The organism is Pannonibacter sp. Q-1 (assembly GCF_054073275.1).
Genome location: NZ_JBSXNB010000005.1, coordinates 198182 through 213566, shown reverse-complemented (window position 1 = coordinate 213566; position 15385 = coordinate 198182). Strand labels below are relative to the sequence as shown.

Below are 15385 nucleotides of genomic sequence, written 5' to 3'. Positions count from 1 at the left end.
CGGCAGACCCTGCCCCCTTGAAAGTCAGTCCCTTGCAGTGATCTCAATCCGGCGCACCACGCGTTCGGGCTCCGGACGGACAAGATCGATCGACAAAAGCCCATCCTTGAGATCGGCTCCGAGGATTTCGATGCCCTCCGCCAGCACGAAGGCGCGCTGGAACTGGCGGGCAGCGATGCCGCGATGCAGATACTGCCGGGACTTGTCTTCGGACTGGCGCCCGCGAATCACCAGCTGGCGCTCCTCCACGGAGACATCGAGCTGATCACGGGTGAAGCCTGCCACGGCCAGCGTGATGCGAATGACTTCGCCATGCTCGTCCGACTTGGGAAGGCGTTCGATATTATAGGGTGGATAGCCGTCGTTGGCGGCTTTCGACACCCGGTCGAGAACCCGTTCAATGTCGTCGAAGCCGAGCATGAACGGGCTTGAAAACGCTGACATTCGCGTCATCGTCAAAGTCCTCTACAAAGCGACCTTGAGAACCGGACCCTCTCTTGAGGCATCCGGAGCCGGGGTGCCAATCACCCCGCTTGTCCTCAATATGGCGGCTGGCGGCAGCAGTTTCAAGCAAGGGGCAGCAGCGCCCTGCACAGGGGAGACCAAACATGGCTAACAAAAAGGCTCATGAAGAGCACATCGCAGACGAAGCCTCCGGCCGGGCCACCAGAGCAAGCTACGACAGCTTCTGCGCCTCGCTGCCCGCCACCACCCACGTCATCCAATGGGAAGGGGCGTCCGTCTGGAAGGTCGGCGGCAAGATCTTCGCCATCTGGTCTGACTGGAAGGGCACGCCCGCCGTCAGCTTCAAGTGCTCGGACATGGCCTATCAGATGCTGAGCGAACAGCCCGGCCTTGCCCCCGCCCCCTATCTCGCCCGCGCCAAATGGATCCAGCTCCACGACCTTGATGCCCTGAGCGAAACCGATCTCTTCGCCTATATCCGCGCCGCCCACAGCCTCGTTGCCGCCAAGCTCACCCGCAAGCTGCGGCAGGAATTGGGGCTGGGATGAGGTTCAGGACCTTGGCATCCGTGCAAAGCCCTTGCCGAGGATGGGGCCTGTAGGCCTGCCGGTTGGAGAGCCGCCTGCCGGTTCGAAGGTGATCTCGTACAGCTGTTCTTCCTGCGGTTCGGGCAGGCCAGACAGAGACAGCGTTGCCCCCCTGAGCGCAGTGAGCACCCCCATGGAGACCGGTGCACCCGCCTGCTGCGGCAATGTCCAGACCTCCAGCGACTGTCCATCCGGCACCGCGATATCGGCCAGCGGCACCACTCTGGCAGAATCGCCGCCAAAATCCTCGATCATCACGACCGGATTGCCGCCAGCATCCATCAAAACGGCAATGACTTGCGGTGTCTGCTGGCGCAGGAGAACAGATGTCAGCCCGGCCGTCAGCAACAGGCAAGCCGCCATGCCCGCCAGAGCCAGCCGCTTCCACCGGCCTGCCGCTGGTGCCGGCAGATTGTCATTTGCAGGTGGCGGGGCCTTTTCTGCTCCGCTGGCCGCCTGCGGCTGGCCGTCCAGCTCCGCCTCGATTTTCTGCCAAAGACCGGCGGAAACCGCCGCGGCAGGCCCTGCCAGATCCAGTTCCAGAAACCGGTCCTGCGCCATGCCGGTCAGCCGTGCAAGCTCCGGTTCCGTTTCCAGCCGGAGTGCAAAGGCCCGCCGCTCTTCATCATCCATCAGCCCAAGGACGTAGGCGTCGGCCATCTCGGCATCTGTCAGGGAGCCGGTCATGTCATGCACTCCCGCAGAGCCAGAAGAGAGCGGCGGATCCAGGCCTTGGCCGTGCCCAGCGGCAGCCGCAGGCGCCCTGCAATTTCCCCGTGGCTGTAACCGGACACATAGGCCATCAGGATCGTCTTGCGGCGCAGGGCATCAAGACGGGACAGGCAGGCCTTCAGCCGGCTGGAGGTATCGAGTTCGTCGAACAGATCCGTGTAGAGCGTCTCGTCTCCATCCTCGTGCAGCTGGTCAAGGCTTTCGGCGGATGCCAGTTCCTCCCGGCCCGCATCGCGCAGGGCATTGAGCGCCCGGCTGCGGACGATCGTGTAAAGCCAGCCCCGCGCGCTGCCACGGGCAGGATCATATTGCCCGGCCTTGCGCCAGATCTGCAGGAACGCCTCCTGAACAATTTCCTCGGCGAGGTCATGGCGGCGCAGAATGCGCAAGGCAATGGTGACCATGCGCGCAGCTTCGCTTTCGTAGATCGCGGCAAGGCCATCCCTGCTGCCTTCCGCACAGGCCTTCAAGGCCTGTTCCAGCCGCTGCTGCGGGTCCTGCATGCAATTTTCCCTCTGTTGCCGTTGCGAGAGTATCCCGGTCCCACCCCGTGGCAAGCCTTTCCTTGCGGGCGATCCTGTCTCATCAACACGTGAGCGGCGCAAATGGATGCGAAAAAAATTCCGGCTCACTGCATCCAATGCCCGGCTCTCCCGTGTCTGGAGACTGTACGGCACTGAAAGGCCGTGCATCCCGAAGATTGAGGAGATGCAGATGACCATGATCCGACTTGTGACCCTTGCTGCGGTATCCACCTTGGCAATCAGCGGCGCGCAGGCCGCGCAGGTGGCCGGGCTTGCCGGTGACAACACGCTGGTGCTGTTCGACACGGCAAACCCGGGCCAGACCCGCACGCTGGACATCACAGGCGCCGGACGCCTCGCAGGCATCGACTTCCGCCCGGCCAATCAGGCGCTGACCGGCGTGACGGCAGAAAATGTAATCGTCACCATCGATCTGGAGACCGGCAAAGCCACGGAAGTGGCGAAGATGGACATTCCGCTGACGATGGGCGAGATGCCGGTTATCGTGAACTTCAACCCTGCTGCCGACCGGCTGCGCTACATGACAGGCACGGTGAACCACCGCGTTCATCCCGATACGGGCGCTGTTACCGTTGATGGCAGCCTCGCTTATGAGGAGGGCAGCATGCACAAGGGCGAAACGCCGGATATCGCTGCCGCTGCCTACACCAACTCACGCGGCAAGCCGGAAAAGACGGCCATGTACAACATCGACGCCACCCTTGGCGCGCTGGTGCAGCAGACCAAGCCCAATGACGGAACGCTGAAGGAAGTCGGCAAGCTGGGCATCGAAGGCAAGCCTGCAACCTATGCCTTCGACATTGAAGCAACGGCCGATGGCCAGAACACGGCCTGGCTTGTGGCGGACAATGTGCTCTACACGGTTGACCTGATGACCGGCGCCGCGACAAAGGCCGGCGAGATCACCGGCCTCAGCCAGCCGCTGCGTGCCATCTCCATCCAGCCTGCGATGTAACAGCAAGCTCGCAACCTCGCTTCCGCTCCGGGGTGGCCGGTCCTGCTGACTGGCCACTCCCGTCTTTCCGCCGGTTCTGACGGCCAGCATCACACCCATCATCTGGCAGGCATGCTTCACAGACTGATGCCACCGGCGTCCCCTTGTTCATCCTCCCCCAATGGAGATGAAGCATGAGCAGCACGGTCAATGGCATCGACGTTTCGCACTATCAAGGCACGGTCAACTGGGCACAGGTGGCGGCGGACGGGATCGGATTTACCTTCATCAAGGCAACGCAGGGGACGAGCTATGTCGACCCCATGTTCCAGACCAACTGGCAGGGCGCCAAGGCGGCCGGGCTGAAATGCGGGCCCTATCTCTTCTTTGAACCCAACGAAAGCTTTCTCGATCAGGCCGAGCTGTTCATCCGGCAGCTCAAGACGGCAGGCTATGACAGCAAGACGGACCTGCCGCCCGCCATTGATTGCGAAGAGACCAATGGGGTGACCAATACCGAGTTCAGCTATGCCCTGTCGCAACTCCTGCATGTCCTGCAGATTTTTCTGCGCGTGAAGCCGCTGATCTATGCCTCGCCCGGCTTCTGGAGCAGTGTCGGCAATCCGGATTTTTCGGAATACCCGCTCTGGGTCGCCGACTACACCACCGCTCCGGCCCCCACCCTGCCGCCGGACTGGACGGGCTATGCCTTCTGGCAATACAGCCAGAGCGGCACGGTCAACGGCATCAGCGGTGCGGTGGACCGCGACGTGATGGGCACGGTGCCCGCCGCACAGCGGACAAGGCCGGACTGGTTCTGACCCCGGACATGCAAAGGCCCGGCGCAGGGCCGGGCCTTCAGATCAGCGGGCGTGCCGTGATCAGTCTTCGATGCGCTTGCCCGTTGCCTTGTCGAAGGCATGGAGTTTGGCGGCGCTGGCGGTGAAGCTGACGCGCTGGCCAAGCTCGTAGCGGGCATGGGCGGGCACGCGGATGACCACCTGCGGCCCGGCTTCGCTGCCCACGGTGCCATAGAGGAAGCTCTCGGCCCCCACCGGCTCCAGCACACCGGCCACCACGTCCAGCGTCAGACCGCCCGCTTCCGCAGGCTGCTCGCTGGCGAGGGCCAGATGCTCCGGCCGCACGCCAAGGATGACCTCTGCGCCCTTGCCCATGTCCGGCGCATCAAGACCGGCACCGCCCGGCAGTGACAGGCGGCCATTGGCGGAAGCCGTCGTGATCAGGTTCATGGCCGGAGAGCCGATGAACGAGGCCACGAAGGTGGACGCGGGGCGTTCATAGACGGAGATCGGATCGCCGATCTGCTCGATCTGACCGCCGTTCAGCACCACCAGCCGGTCGGCCAGCGTCATGGCTTCGAGCTGGTCATGCGTCACATAGACGGAGGTGGTGGCCAGCGACTTCTGCAGGCGCTTGATTTCCACGCGCATCTGCACGCGCAGCTTGGCATCGAGGTTCGACAGCGGCTCGTCGAAGAGGAAGGCCGCCGGCTCGCGCACGATGGCGCGGCCCATGGCAACGCGCTGGCGCTGGCCGCCGGAAAGCGCCTTGGGCTTGCGGTCGAGATAGGCGCCGATTTCCAGGATGCGCGCAGCTTCCTTGACGCGGCGGTCGATCTCGTCCTTCGGCACACCGCGGTTGCGCAGGCCATAGGCGAGGTTGTTGTAGACCGTCATATGCGGATAGAGCGCATAGTTCTGGAACACCATGGCGATGTCGCGCTCGGACGGGTCCACGCGGTTCACCACCCGGTCGCCGATGCGGATGTCGCCGGAGGAGATTTCCTCAAGCCCCGCGATCATGCGCAGCAGGGTAGACTTGCCGCAGCCGGAAGGGCCGACCAGCACGATGAACTCGCCGTCGGCAATGTCCATGGACACGCCTTTGACCGCTTCGACGCCGCCGGCATAGACCTTGCGGACGTTATCAAGAGTGATGGTAGCCATTACTTTTCCGTCTCCACGAGACCTTTGACGAAGAGTTTCTGCATGACGATGACGACGATGACCGGCGGCAGCATGGCCAGCACGGCGGTGGTCATCACCAGATGCCATTGCGGATGCGCATCAGCCACGTCGGCCATGCGCTTGATGCCCATGACGATCGTGTAATAGGACGTGTCGGTGGTCACCAGCAGCGGCCAGAGATACTGGTTCCAGCCGTAGATGAAGAGAATGACGAAGAGCGCCGCGATATTCGTCCGGCTGAGCGGCAGCAGGATGTCGCGGAAGAACTTCATCGGGCCTGCCCCGTCCACACGCGCGGCTTCCATCAGTTCCTCGGGCACCGTCAGGAAGAACTGGCGGAAGAGGAACGTCGCGGTTGCCGAGGCGATCAGCGGAATGGCAAGGCCGGAGTAGCTGTTCAGCATGCCCAGATCCGCCACCACCTTGTAGGTGGGCAGGATGCGCACTTCCACCGGCAGCATCAGGGTGATGAAAATCAGCCAGAAGGCCAGCTGGCGGAAGGGGAAGCGGAAATAGACGATGGCGAAGGCCGAGATGATCGAGATGGTGATCTTCCCGATGGCGATCGCCAGGGCCATGATCAGCGAGTTGAACATCATCGGCCCGAGCGGCGGCGCGCCGGCCGAGCTGTTGCCGCTCGTCATCATGGTGGTGAAATTGGCAATCGCCTCGTTGCCCGGCAGCATGGGGATGACGCCGGTCATGAAGTCACTCGGGCCATGGGTGGAGGCAATCACCGCCACATAGACCGGGAAGGCGACGATGAAGAGGCCCGTCAGCAGCACAAGATGCGTGAGGACGGTGAGCCAGGGTTTGTTCTCAACCATTTGCGCCTCTCTCAGTAAGCCACGCGCCGCTCGATGAAGCGGAACTGGATGATGGTGAGCACGATGACGATCGCCATCAGAATGACGGACTGAGCCGCCGAGGAGCCAAGGTTGAGGCCGACGAAGCCGTCGGAATAGACCTTGTAGACGAGAATGTTGGTGGCCTGCGCCGGGCCGCCCTTGGTGGTCGCGTCAATCACCGGGAAGGTGTCGAACATCGCATAGACGAAGTTGACGACCATCAGGAAGAAGGTGGTGGGCGAGAGCAGCGGCAGCACGATGGTGAAGAAGCGCTTCACCGGGCGCGCGCCGTCAATGGCTCCTGCTTCCAGCAGCGACTGCGGAATGGACTGAAGCCCCGCCAGGAAGAAAATGAAGTTGTAGGAGATCTGCTTCCAGCTTGCGGCGAGGATGACGAGGATCATCCCATCCACCTTGCTGGTGCTGTGGTTCCAGTTGTAGCCGAGCCCATGCAGCAGATAGGGGAAGATGCCGATGGACGGGTTGAACATGAACCACCACAGGATGCCCGCCACCGCAGGGGCCACCGCATAGGGCCAGACCAGCAGGGTGGAATAGACATTGCGCGAGCGGATCAGGCTGTTGACCGCCACGGCCAGCACGAGCGCCAGACCCAGCGACAGCAGCGCCGTCGAAACGGCGAAGATCGCCGAAACATAGAGCGAATTCAGATAGGTGGGATCTGCCAGCAGGCGGATGTAGTTATCCACCCCGACAAACGTGGTCTTGAAGCCGAAGGCATCCTCTCTGAGGAACGACTGCCAGATCGCCTGGCTTGCCGGCCAGAGGAAGAAGACACCCGTGATCGCAAGCTGCGGCGCCAGCAAGAGATAGGGCAGCAGCCTGTTGGGAAAGATGGCGCGTTTTGTCTGCATGGGTCCCACCCTGAACGCAAAAAGAAGCAAGCCCGCGCGGGAAGCGCGGGCTTGCTTGCCGTTTCCGGCTTACTTGTTGGCTGCTTCGAACTCGCGGATCAGCGCATTACCGCGCTTGACGAGGTCATCGAGAGCCTGCTGCGAGGTCTTCGAACCGCTGAGCAGCTGCTCGAACTCTTCGTCGATGATCGCACGGATCTGGACGTAGTTGCCGAAGCGCAGGCCCTTGGAGTTGGCGGTCGGGGCATTCAGCGTCATCTGCTTGATGGAGACGTCAGCGCCCGGGTTCTTCTCGTAGTAGCCCTGTTCCGTGGACAGGTCATAGGCAGCCTGCGTGATCGGCAGGTAACCGGTGGCCTGGTGCCATTCAGCCTGAACTTCAGCGGAGGACAGGTAGCTGAAGAAGGAGGCTACGCCCTTGTATTCCTCAGCCTGCTTGCCCTGCAGCACCCACAGGGTGGCGCCGCCGATGATCGAGTTCTGCGGAGCGCCCTGAACGTCGCTGTAATAGGGCAGCATGCCAACGCCGACCTTGAAGTCCTTGGCGTTTGCGTTCACGGCAGCGCGGGCAGCCGAGGAGTTCATGTAGATGGCGCATTCCTGCGAGTAGAACTTCGGGGGGGCGTCGTTGCCGCCGGCCGGGCCGCCGTACTGGAAGATGCCCTCGTCCTGCCACTTCTTCAGGTTGCCCCAGTGACGGGCCTGGGTCTCGCCGTTCAGCGTCAGCTCGGTGCCGAGGCCGCCGAAGCCGTTTTCCAGGGTGCCGATCGGCAGGTTGTGCCAGGCAGAGAAGTTTTCGGTCTGCGCCCAGGAAACCCAGGCCGTGGTGAACCCGCACTTGGCAGCGCCGGATTCCATGATCTTCTTGGAGAAGCTCTCGACCTCTTCCCAGGTCTTCGGCGGGGTTTCCGGATCAAGGCCAGCCTTTTCGAAGACGTCCTTGTTGTAATAGAGCACCGGGGTGGAGGAGTTGAACGGCATGGACAGCATGTTGCCGTCCGTGTCGGTGTAGTAGCCGACGACGGCCGGCAGGAAGGCCTTCGGATCAAAGGCTTCGCCAGCGTCAGCCATCAGCTGGTAGACCGGATAGACGGCGCCCTTGGCGGCCATCATGGTGCCGGTGCCGACTTCGAACACCTGAACGATGTGCGGCTGCTGGCCGGCGCGGAAGGCGGCGATGGCGGCCGTCATGGTCTCGGCGTAGCTGCCCTTGTAGGTCGGGACAACCTTGTACTCGCTCTGGGTGGCGTTGTACTTGGTGGCGATATCTTCGAGCTTCTGGCCCAGTTCACCGCCCATGGCGTGCCACCAGGTGATTTCCGTGGCAGCGAACGAAACGGAAGTGGTGCCCATGAGGGCGGCAGCGGCAAAGAGGCCGGCTGCGATATGACGCTTAGCCATTGGTTTTCTGCTCCCTAACAAGGAACCGCCCCGCTCCACGGGTCCGGCTCCACACAGCGCTTGGAACACTCGAACCGGGCCTGAAAGACGGGCTTTCCGGCTGCAGTCTGTGTTTGTCCCCGCGCTTCTTATTATGTTCATATGAACGGCATATGTCGCTCATATGAACGTTGTACGACAGTTCCTTGAACAGGACAACGGCCATGTCCGGCCCCCTCCTCCCGAAGGGGCATAAAGACATGCAACCCTGAGCGCCAAATCACCACGGCAGCGCCGCACCACAGGCTCCGCCCTTGCCAGGCTTCATTAATTTTGCCAGCTTATTTTCTCTTTGCTGCCAAAATGGCGCGTTTCAGCGGCATTTTTCCTTCTCCGCCTTATCATTTGCATCATTCGGGCGTATGAAGGAACAACAGGTTGTGCAGTGCGTATACAATCAGCCTTCCCGTTTGACGGGCTATTCTTGGAGCCGCCATGCATCCCTTTCTCGTCATCCTGCATCTGGCTGCGGCCGTCATGCTTCTGCTCTGGGCTGTCCGGATGGTGCGCACCGGTATGGAGCGGGCGCATGGGCCTGCCCTGCGCGATGCGCTGAGGCAGGCAAAGGGCGGGCGCTTCGGCATGGCGTTCGCCGGCATGGTTCTGGCCATCCTGCTGCAAAGCTCCACGGCCGTGGGCGTTCTGGCCGCGGGCTTTGCCGCCAGCGGGTTGCTGGGTGCCTCCATGGGGCTCGCCGCGCTTCTGGGGGCGGACCTTGGGTCTGCGCTGGTGGTGCGCATTCTGGCCTTCGATCTCTCCGAGCTCATTCCGCTGCTGATGCTGACAGGCTGCGTGCTGTTTCTGAAGTTCGAGGCCAGACAGGTACGCCAGCTGGGCCGCATCATTCTGGGCATCGGCTTCGTGCTGCTGTCGCTGAAGATGATCGGTGAGGCCACCGCGCCCCTGCGCCACAGCGAAGCATTGCCGGCGGTGATCACCTATCTGCAGGGCGACCCGCTGACCGCCTTCGCCCTGGCCGCATTGCTGACCTGGGCCATGCATTCCTCTGTCGCCATGGTGCTGCTGCTCGCCAGCCTTGCCGGCGCGGGCCTGCTGCCGTTCAATGCGGCCCTGCCGATGGTTCTGGGTGCCAATATGGGCGCAGGCCTGATTGCCGTGTGGCTGACGCGCGGGCTCAGCATCGAGGCGCGCCGCATCCCCATGGGCAACCTTGTATTTCGTGCGGCCGGGTCTGCCGCCGTGCTGCTCACGCTTTGGATGGCCAGCCCGCCGCTGGACTGGCTCGGCGCTGCCCCGGAAAGCCGCATCGTCAACGCCCATGTGCTGTTCAATGCCGTTCTGCTGGTGCTGGCGCTGCCCTTTACCGGGCCGATGCAGGCTCTGACGGCGCTGATTCTGCCCCGTCCGCCTGTGGTGGCGGACCCGGTGCAGACGCGCCCGCGCTCCGCGCTGGACCGCTCGACCGTCAGGATCCCCAGCCTTGCCCTGGCTTCGGCCAAGCGCGAGCTGCTGCTGATGGGTGAAACGGTGGAACAGATGTACCGGCCAGTCATCGACCTTCTGGCCGGGGCGCAGGACGGCCAGATTGCCGCGCTGCGCGCCCTTGATGAGGAGGTCAACCGGCGGCACACCGAGATCAAGCTGTTCATTGCTGAGGTGAACCGGGGCGAGCTGAAGCAGGAAGATGCCCGGCGCAGCATCGAGCTGACCGACTTTGCCATCAACCTGGAGCATATCGGCGACATCATCGCCAAGATGCTGCTGCCGCTGGCCGAGGAGCGCAACCGGCTTGGCCTGCGCTTCTCCGACGAAGGCTGGGCCGAGATCACCCGCCTGCATGAACGGGTTCTGGCCAACATGCAGATGGCGATGAATGTGCTGATATCCGCCGACATCGATTCAGCCGAACAGTTGATGCGTGAGAAGGAAGTCCTGCGCAAGCTGGAGCGCGACAGCCAGAACCGCCACCTGAAGCGGCTGCAGACCGGCAATCCGGCCAGCATGGCGACCTCGAACATGCATCTGGAGCTGGTGCGGGCTTTCAAGGAAATCAACTCCTTGCTGGTCACCGTTGCCCATCCTATCCTCGCCGAACAGGGCCTGATCCTCGAAAGCCGCCTCGCCGGGCGCAGCAGCCAGATGCAGGAGCAGACGGCCTGAGAAAATCCAGGCCTCTCTGCTCCGAAAAATTCTCATATATTTCAAAATCTTATTCGCATCATCCGGGTACCCGGCGCTGCGCGCTTTCGCACATGCACAATGCAATGTTGCATCAGGACTCAAACACCATCTTTACAATAATAATATAGTATGATTTTTTGACTTCCGGCCACGGCCATTCGTGTTCTGGGAGGAACCAATGAAATTGAAGACAGCTCTGGCGGGCATGACGATGCTCGCAACGGTCGCGCTTGCCTCAACCTCAGCGATGGCGCTGACGGTTGGCTTTTCGCAGATCGGATCTGAATCCGGCTGGCGCGCCGCCGAGACGACCCTGACCCGCCAGCAGGCGGAACAGCGCGGCATCGACCTGAAGTTTGCCGATGCCCAGCAGAAGCAGGAAAACCAGATCAAGGCGCTGCGCTCCTTCATCGCACAGGGCGTGGACGCCATCCTGCTGGCCCCCGTCGTCGCCACCGGCTGGGACGCGGTGCTGAAGGAAGCCAAGGAAGCGGAAATTCCGGTGATCCTGCTCGACCGCATGGTCGACAGCGACAAGGATCTGTACCTGACGGCTGTGGGGTCCGATCTGGTGCATGAAGGCTCGGTCGCTGGTGACTGGCTGGTCAAGGAAGTGAACGGCAAGCCGTGCAACGTGGTGGAGCTGCAGGGCACGACCGGTTCGTCCCCCGCCATCGACCGCAAGAAGGGCTTCGAGCAGGCGCTGGCCGGGCATGACAACCTGAAGATCATCCGCAGCCAGACCGGCGACTTCACCCGCACCAAGGGCAAGGAAGTCATGGAAAGCTTCCTCAAGGCGGAAAACGGCGGCAAGAACATCTGCGCGCTTTATGCCCACAATGACGACATGGCTGTCGGCGCCATTCAGGCCATCAAGGAAGCGGGCCTGAAGCCGGGCACCGACATTCTCGTCGTCTCCATCGACGCCGTGCCGGATATTTTCCTCGCCATGGCCGCCGGTGAAGCCAATGCCACGGTGGAACTGACGCCGAACATGGCAGGCCCCGCCTTCGACGCGCTGGAAGCCTTCCGCAAGGACGGCACTTTGCCTGCAAAGTTCATTCAGACGGAATCGAAGCTCTACACCAAGGCTGACGACCCGCAGAAGGTCTACGAAGAAAAGAAGGACCTCGGCTACTGAGCCGGTCCTGATCGGGGGACCGGCAGACACCCTTCTGCCGGTCTCCAGCTTCTGACCGCCCTTGCGGCGGCCAATGCCTGCGGAGCAGCGCCGTGACAGACAGATCTACCCACGCCGGGCCGCAGCATCTGCTGCAGGCCACCGGCATCACCAAATCCTTTCCCGGCGCGCTCGCCCTCGACAACGTGGATTTCACCCTGCAGGCGGGCGAGGTGCATGCCCTGCTCGGCGAGAACGGCGCGGGCAAGTCCACGCTGGTGAAATGCCTGACCGGCGCCTACCGGCGCGACCGGGGCGACATCCTGCTGGAAGGCCGCAGGATCGACCCGCGCGACACGCTGGACGCCCAGACCATGGGCATCGGCACCGTCTATCAGGAGGTCAATCTCCTCGGTAACCTGACGGTGGCCGAAAACCTCTTTCTCGGCCGCCAGCCCATGCACTTCGGCATGGTCCACACCCGTGAGATGGAAGCACGGGCCAAGGTGCTGCTGGCCGGCTACGGCCTTGATATCGACGTGCGGCGCAGCCTGTCGGCCTATCCGGTCGCCGTGCAGCAGATCATCGCCATCGCCCGTGCAGCGGATCTCTCCGGCAAGGTGCTGATCCTGGACGAGCCCACCGCCAGCCTTGATACCCAGGAAGTGGAGATGCTGTTCAACGTGGTGCGCGGCCTCAAGGCGCGTGGCCTCGGCATCGTCTTCATTTCCCACTTCCTCGATCAGGTCTACGAAATCTGTGACACGGTGACGATCCTGCGCAATGGCCGCAAGGTCGCCACCCGTGCCGCTCTGGGGCTGCCACGCCTTGATCTGGTGGCCCTGATGCTCGGCCGCGATCTGGAGGCCGAAACGCGGGAGCGAGCCGTTCACACGGCACCGGAAGGCGAAGCTGCGCTGCAGTTCCGCCAGTTCGGCCGCAAGGGCCATGTCGCCCCCTTCGACTTGTCGGTCCATGCGGGCGAGGTCGTGGGCATGGCCGGCCTGCTCGGCTCCGGCCGCACGGAAACCGCTGAAGTTCTGTTCGGCGCCGCCCCCGCCGATACGGGCGAGGCACGGATGGACGGTCGGGTGTTGAAACTCGGCTCGCCGCGTCAGGCCATTGCCGAAGGCTTTGCCTTCTGCCCGGAAGACCGCAAGCATGACGGCATCATCGCCGAGCTTTCGATCCGCGAGAACATCGCCCTTGCGCTGCAGGCGCGGCGCGGCTGGATGCGGCCCGTGCCGCGCAAGGAGCAGGTGGCACTCGCCGACAAATACATCAAGGCGCTCGATATCCGCACCACCAGCCGGGAAAAGCCCATCGGCCAGCTTTCCGGCGGCAACCAGCAGAAGGCGCTTCTGGCCCGCTGGCTTGCGCTCAATCCGAAGTTCCTCATCCTCGACGAGCCGACGCGCGGCATCGACGTGGGCGCCCACGCAGAAATCATCCGCCTGATCGAGGATCTTTGCGCCAAGGGCATGTCGCTGCTGGTGATTTCCTCCGAACTGGAGGAGCTGGTGGTCTACAGCCACCGGGTGATCGTGGTGCGCGACCGGGCGCATGTGGCCGAACTGACAGGAGAGGACGTGACCCCGCACAAGGTGATGCAGGCCATCGCAGAGGCCGGACATGGACATGTGTCCGCTCAGGACCAGGCCAGAGGAGCAGCCGAATGAAGCCCTTCCTCGAGGCCGCTGGCGGCTTTTTCCGGCGCTTTGCCCCGCAGCTGATCACCCTCGCCGTGGTGCTGACGCTGAACACCCTGCTGTTTCCCGGCTTTCTCGACATCGGCATTGCCAACGGGCGGCTCTACGGCAGCCTGATCGACATTCTCAACCGCGGCGCACCGGTGGCCCTGCTCGCCATCGGCATGACGCTGGTCATCGCCACGCGCGGCATCGACCTGTCGGTGGGGGCCGTCATGGCGATTTGCGGCGCGGCGGCAGCGGCAACGGTGGCCAGCAGCGGCAGCGCCGTGGCGGCCATCACCGTTGCTCTTGGAATCGGCCTTGCCTGCGGGCTGTGGAACGGCATTCTCGTTGCGCTGCTGAACATCCAGCCGATCATTGCCACCCTCATCCTCATGGTGGCCGGTCGCGGTATTGCCCAGCTCATCACCGAAGGCACCATCCTCACCTTCACCCATGAGGGGCTGATCTTCGTCGGCAGCGGCTCGCTCTTCGGTCTGCCCATGCCCGTCGTGCTGTGGCTGGCGGCCGCCCTCATCGCCGCCCTGCTGGTGCGCCGCACGGCCCTTGGCCTTCTCATCGAGGCCGTCGGCATCAACCGCCGCGCCAGCAGCCTCGCCGGTGTCAATGCCGGGGTGCTGATCGTCGCCGTCTACATGATCTCCGGCCTTGCCGCAGCGGTGGCAGGCATCATCGCCGCCGCCGATATCCGCGGCGCCGATGCCAACAACGCCGGCTTGTGGCTGGAACTGGACGCCATTCTGGCCGTCGTCATCGGCGGCACCTCGCTGCTCGGCGGGCGTTTTACCCTATTCGGCACCGCCCTTGGCGCACTCATCATCCAGTCGATCAACACCGGCATTCTGATCTCCGGCTTTCCGCCGGAATTCAATCTGGTGATCAAGGCCAGCATCATCATCGTGATCCTGCTGATCCAGTCCCCCGCCATCCAGAGCCTTTTCACCGTGCTGCGGCGCCAGCCGGAAAGACCAGCCAAGAGGGAGCTGTCCAAGCCATGACATCCCGCCAGCTTCCGCTTCTCATCACGCTCGCCGTCTTCGTGCTGGCCTATGCCATCTGCTACACCCAGTATCCGGCCATGCTGTCCACTCGGGTGGCCGGCAACCTTCTGACGGACAACGCCTTTCTCGGCATCGCCGCCGTCGGCATGACCTTTGTCATCCTCTCGGGCGGCATTGATCTGTCGGCAGGTTCGGTCATCGCCTTCACCGGAGTTCTGCTCGCGGTACTGCTGCGCGACACGCCGATCCATCCGCTGGCAGCTTTCGCATTGGTTCTGGTGCTGACCTCGGCCTTCGGTGCGGCCATGGGCGGCATCATCCACGCCCTCGCCATGCCGGCCTTCATCGTCACGCTGGCCGGGATGTTCCTGGCGCGCGGGCTTGCCTTCGTCCTGTCGACCGAATCCATCCCGGTCACGCATGAGTTCTATGGCACGCTGCAGGACATGTTCATCCGCCTGCCCGGCAAGGGGCGCCTGACGCTGATTGGCGGCATCATGCTGCTGACGCTTGCGGCCGGCATCTTCCTGGCCCACCGCACCCGCTTCGGCACCAATGTCTATGCCCTTGGCGGCGGGGTGCAGACGGCCCGGCTGATGGGCGTGCCGGTGGGCCGCACCACGGTGCAGGTCTATGCCCTTTCCGGCTTCCTGTCGGGCCTCGCGGGCATCGTCTTTTCGCTCTACACCTCGGCCGGTTACTCGCTGGCAGCGGTGGGGGTGGAGCTGGACGCGATTGCCGCCGTCGTCATCGGCGGAACCCTGCTCACAGGCGGCAGCGGCTATGTGGCCGGAACTTTTGCCGGGGTCCTGATCATGGGCCTGATCCAGACCTATATCATTTTCGATGGCTCACTTTCGAGCTGGTGGACCAAGATCGTGATCGGATTGCTGCTCTTTGCCTTCATTTTGTTGCAGAAGGGCCTGGTTTGGTTTACCGGCGGGGTGGACAGGCGCATGCATCAAGCCAGCTAGAGGAGGCCCCCGGAGGGCCTTG

General features: G+C 63.1%; 15 protein-coding genes. 8 read left to right on the top strand and 7 right to left on the bottom strand.

Features of this window, described 5'->3' with window-relative positions; all coding sequences use genetic code 11:
- Positions 1-24: 24 nt before the first annotated feature.
- Entirely contained in the window at positions 25-453 is a 429-nt protein-coding gene (locus ACVNHC_RS15915) for an Hsp20 family protein (RefSeq protein ID WP_050473386.1), read from the bottom strand.
- A gap of 155 nt (positions 454-608) precedes the next feature.
- Here ACVNHC_RS15915 and ACVNHC_RS15910 point away from each other — a divergent pair, with 155 nt between their 5' ends.
- On the top strand, positions 609-1013 hold the full coding sequence (locus tag ACVNHC_RS15910) for an MmcQ/YjbR family DNA-binding protein (protein ID WP_457167973.1): 405 nt from the start codon (positions 609-611) through the stop codon (positions 1011-1013).
- Positions 1014-1016: 3 nt separating this feature from the next.
- Here ACVNHC_RS15910 and ACVNHC_RS15905 read toward each other — a convergent pair whose 3' ends face one another.
- Entirely contained in the window at positions 1017-1739 is a 723-nt protein-coding gene (locus ACVNHC_RS15905) for an anti-sigma factor (protein ID WP_457167971.1), read from the bottom strand.
- A complete protein-coding gene (locus ACVNHC_RS15900; RefSeq protein WP_457167969.1) occupies positions 1736-2287 on the bottom strand; it encodes a sigma-70 family RNA polymerase sigma factor in 552 nt (183 codons plus the stop codon). The genes ACVNHC_RS15905 and ACVNHC_RS15900 overlap by 4 nt, the downstream gene beginning before the upstream one ends.
- A gap of 211 nt (positions 2288-2498) precedes the next feature.
- On the opposite strand from ACVNHC_RS15900, the gene ACVNHC_RS15895 reads away from it, so the two are divergent.
- Together ACVNHC_RS15895 and ACVNHC_RS15890 are read left to right on the top strand one after the other, a co-directional pair.
- Entirely contained in the window at positions 2499-3284 is a 786-nt protein-coding gene (locus ACVNHC_RS15895) for a DUF4394 domain-containing protein (RefSeq protein WP_457167967.1), read from the top strand.
- Positions 3285-3457: 173 nt separating this feature from the next.
- Positions 3458-4084 carry a glycoside hydrolase family 25 protein gene (locus tag ACVNHC_RS15890; protein ID WP_457167965.1) on the top strand — a complete coding sequence of 209 codons (627 nt, stop codon included), beginning with the start codon at positions 3458-3460 and terminating at the stop codon, positions 4082-4084.
- Between the two features lie 60 nt (positions 4085-4144).
- Here ACVNHC_RS15890 and ACVNHC_RS15885 read toward each other — a convergent pair whose 3' ends face one another.
- The 4 genes from ACVNHC_RS15885 to ugpB all read right to left on the bottom strand — a co-directional run bounded on the left by ACVNHC_RS15885 (position 4145) and on the right by ugpB (position 8375).
- Positions 4145-5230 (bottom strand): sn-glycerol-3-phosphate import ATP-binding protein UgpC, encoded by a 1086-nt coding sequence (locus tag ACVNHC_RS15885; RefSeq protein ID WP_457167963.1) that lies wholly within the window; start codon positions 5228-5230, stop codon positions 4145-4147.
- Positions 5230-6078 carry a sn-glycerol-3-phosphate ABC transporter permease UgpE gene (gene ugpE / locus ACVNHC_RS15880; RefSeq protein WP_050473391.1) on the bottom strand — a complete coding sequence of 283 codons (849 nt, stop codon included), beginning with the start codon at positions 6076-6078 and terminating at the stop codon, positions 5230-5232. The genes ACVNHC_RS15885 and ugpE overlap by 1 nt, the downstream gene beginning before the upstream one ends.
- 11 nt (positions 6079-6089) lie before the next feature.
- Positions 6090-6974 (bottom strand): sn-glycerol-3-phosphate ABC transporter permease UgpA, encoded by an 885-nt coding sequence (gene ugpA / locus ACVNHC_RS15875; protein ID WP_050473392.1) that lies wholly within the window; start codon positions 6972-6974, stop codon positions 6090-6092.
- Between the two features lie 69 nt (positions 6975-7043).
- A complete protein-coding gene (gene ugpB, locus ACVNHC_RS15870) occupies positions 7044-8375 on the bottom strand; it encodes a sn-glycerol-3-phosphate ABC transporter substrate-binding protein UgpB (protein ID WP_058898288.1) in 1332 nt (443 codons plus the stop codon).
- Positions 8376-8849: 474 nt separating this feature from the next.
- Between ugpB and ACVNHC_RS15865 the strand changes: the two genes are divergently transcribed.
- The 5 genes from ACVNHC_RS15865 (at position 8850) to yjfF (ending at position 15363) form a co-directional block, all read left to right on the top strand.
- Positions 8850-10535 (top strand): Na/Pi cotransporter family protein, encoded by a 1686-nt coding sequence (locus ACVNHC_RS15865; RefSeq protein WP_457167962.1) that lies wholly within the window; start codon positions 8850-8852, stop codon positions 10533-10535.
- 199 nt (positions 10536-10734) lie between these two features.
- Complete coding sequence (ytfQ, locus tag ACVNHC_RS15860) at positions 10735-11697, top strand: galactofuranose ABC transporter, galactofuranose-binding protein YtfQ (RefSeq protein ID WP_457167960.1); 963 nt, start codon at positions 10735-10737, stop codon at positions 11695-11697.
- A 92-nt stretch (positions 11698-11789) separates the two neighbouring features.
- Positions 11790-13355 (top strand): galactofuranose ABC transporter, ATP-binding protein YtfR, encoded by a 1566-nt coding sequence (gene ytfR / locus ACVNHC_RS15855; RefSeq protein ID WP_457167958.1) that lies wholly within the window; start codon positions 11790-11792, stop codon positions 13353-13355.
- Positions 13352-14386 carry an ABC transporter permease gene (locus ACVNHC_RS15850; RefSeq protein ID WP_186391573.1) on the top strand — a complete coding sequence of 345 codons (1035 nt, stop codon included), beginning with the start codon at positions 13352-13354 and terminating at the stop codon, positions 14384-14386. The genes ytfR and ACVNHC_RS15850 overlap by 4 nt, the downstream gene beginning before the upstream one ends.
- Positions 14383-15363 carry a galactofuranose ABC transporter, permease protein YjfF gene (gene yjfF / locus ACVNHC_RS15845; RefSeq protein ID WP_457167956.1) on the top strand — a complete coding sequence of 327 codons (981 nt, stop codon included), beginning with the start codon at positions 14383-14385 and terminating at the stop codon, positions 15361-15363. Before ACVNHC_RS15850 ends, yjfF begins: the two co-directional genes overlap by 4 nt.
- Positions 15364-15385 lie beyond the last annotated feature (22 nt).

Bases quoted from the DNA above. Each gene is read 5' to 3' on its own strand.
- yjfF (WP_457167956.1), top strand. From the start codon at position 14,383: ATGACATCCCGCCAGCTTCCGCTTCTCATCACGCTCGCCGTCTTCGTG.
- ACVNHC_RS15890 (WP_457167965.1), top strand. From the start codon at position 3,458: ATGAGCAGCACGGTCAATGGCATCGACGTTTCGCACTATCAAGGCACG.
- ugpA (WP_050473392.1), bottom strand. From the start codon at position 6,974: ATGCAGACAAAACGCGCCATCTTTCCCAACAGGCTGCTGCCCTATCTC.
- ACVNHC_RS15910 (WP_457167973.1), top strand. From the start codon at position 609: ATGGCTAACAAAAAGGCTCATGAAGAGCACATCGCAGACGAAGCCTCC.
- ugpB (WP_058898288.1), bottom strand. From the start codon at position 8,375: ATGGCTAAGCGTCATATCGCAGCCGGCCTCTTTGCCGCTGCCGCCCTC.
- ACVNHC_RS15915 (WP_050473386.1), bottom strand. From the start codon at position 453: ATGACGCGAATGTCAGCGTTTTCAAGCCCGTTCATGCTCGGCTTCGAC.
- ACVNHC_RS15885 (WP_457167963.1), bottom strand. From the start codon at position 5,230: ATGGCTACCATCACTCTTGATAACGTCCGCAAGGTCTATGCCGGCGGC.
- ACVNHC_RS15900 (WP_457167969.1), bottom strand. From the start codon at position 2,287: ATGCAGGACCCGCAGCAGCGGCTGGAACAGGCCTTGAAGGCCTGTGCG.
- ACVNHC_RS15850 (WP_186391573.1), top strand. From the start codon at position 13,352: ATGAAGCCCTTCCTCGAGGCCGCTGGCGGCTTTTTCCGGCGCTTTGCC.
- ACVNHC_RS15865 (WP_457167962.1), top strand. From the start codon at position 8,850: ATGCATCCCTTTCTCGTCATCCTGCATCTGGCTGCGGCCGTCATGCTT.
- ACVNHC_RS15905 (WP_457167971.1), bottom strand. From the start codon at position 1,739: ATGACCGGCTCCCTGACAGATGCCGAGATGGCCGACGCCTACGTCCTT.
- ytfQ (WP_457167960.1), top strand. From the start codon at position 10,735: ATGAAATTGAAGACAGCTCTGGCGGGCATGACGATGCTCGCAACGGTC.
- ACVNHC_RS15895 (WP_457167967.1), top strand. From the start codon at position 2,499: ATGACCATGATCCGACTTGTGACCCTTGCTGCGGTATCCACCTTGGCA.
- ugpE (WP_050473391.1), bottom strand. From the start codon at position 6,078: ATGGTTGAGAACAAACCCTGGCTCACCGTCCTCACGCATCTTGTGCTG.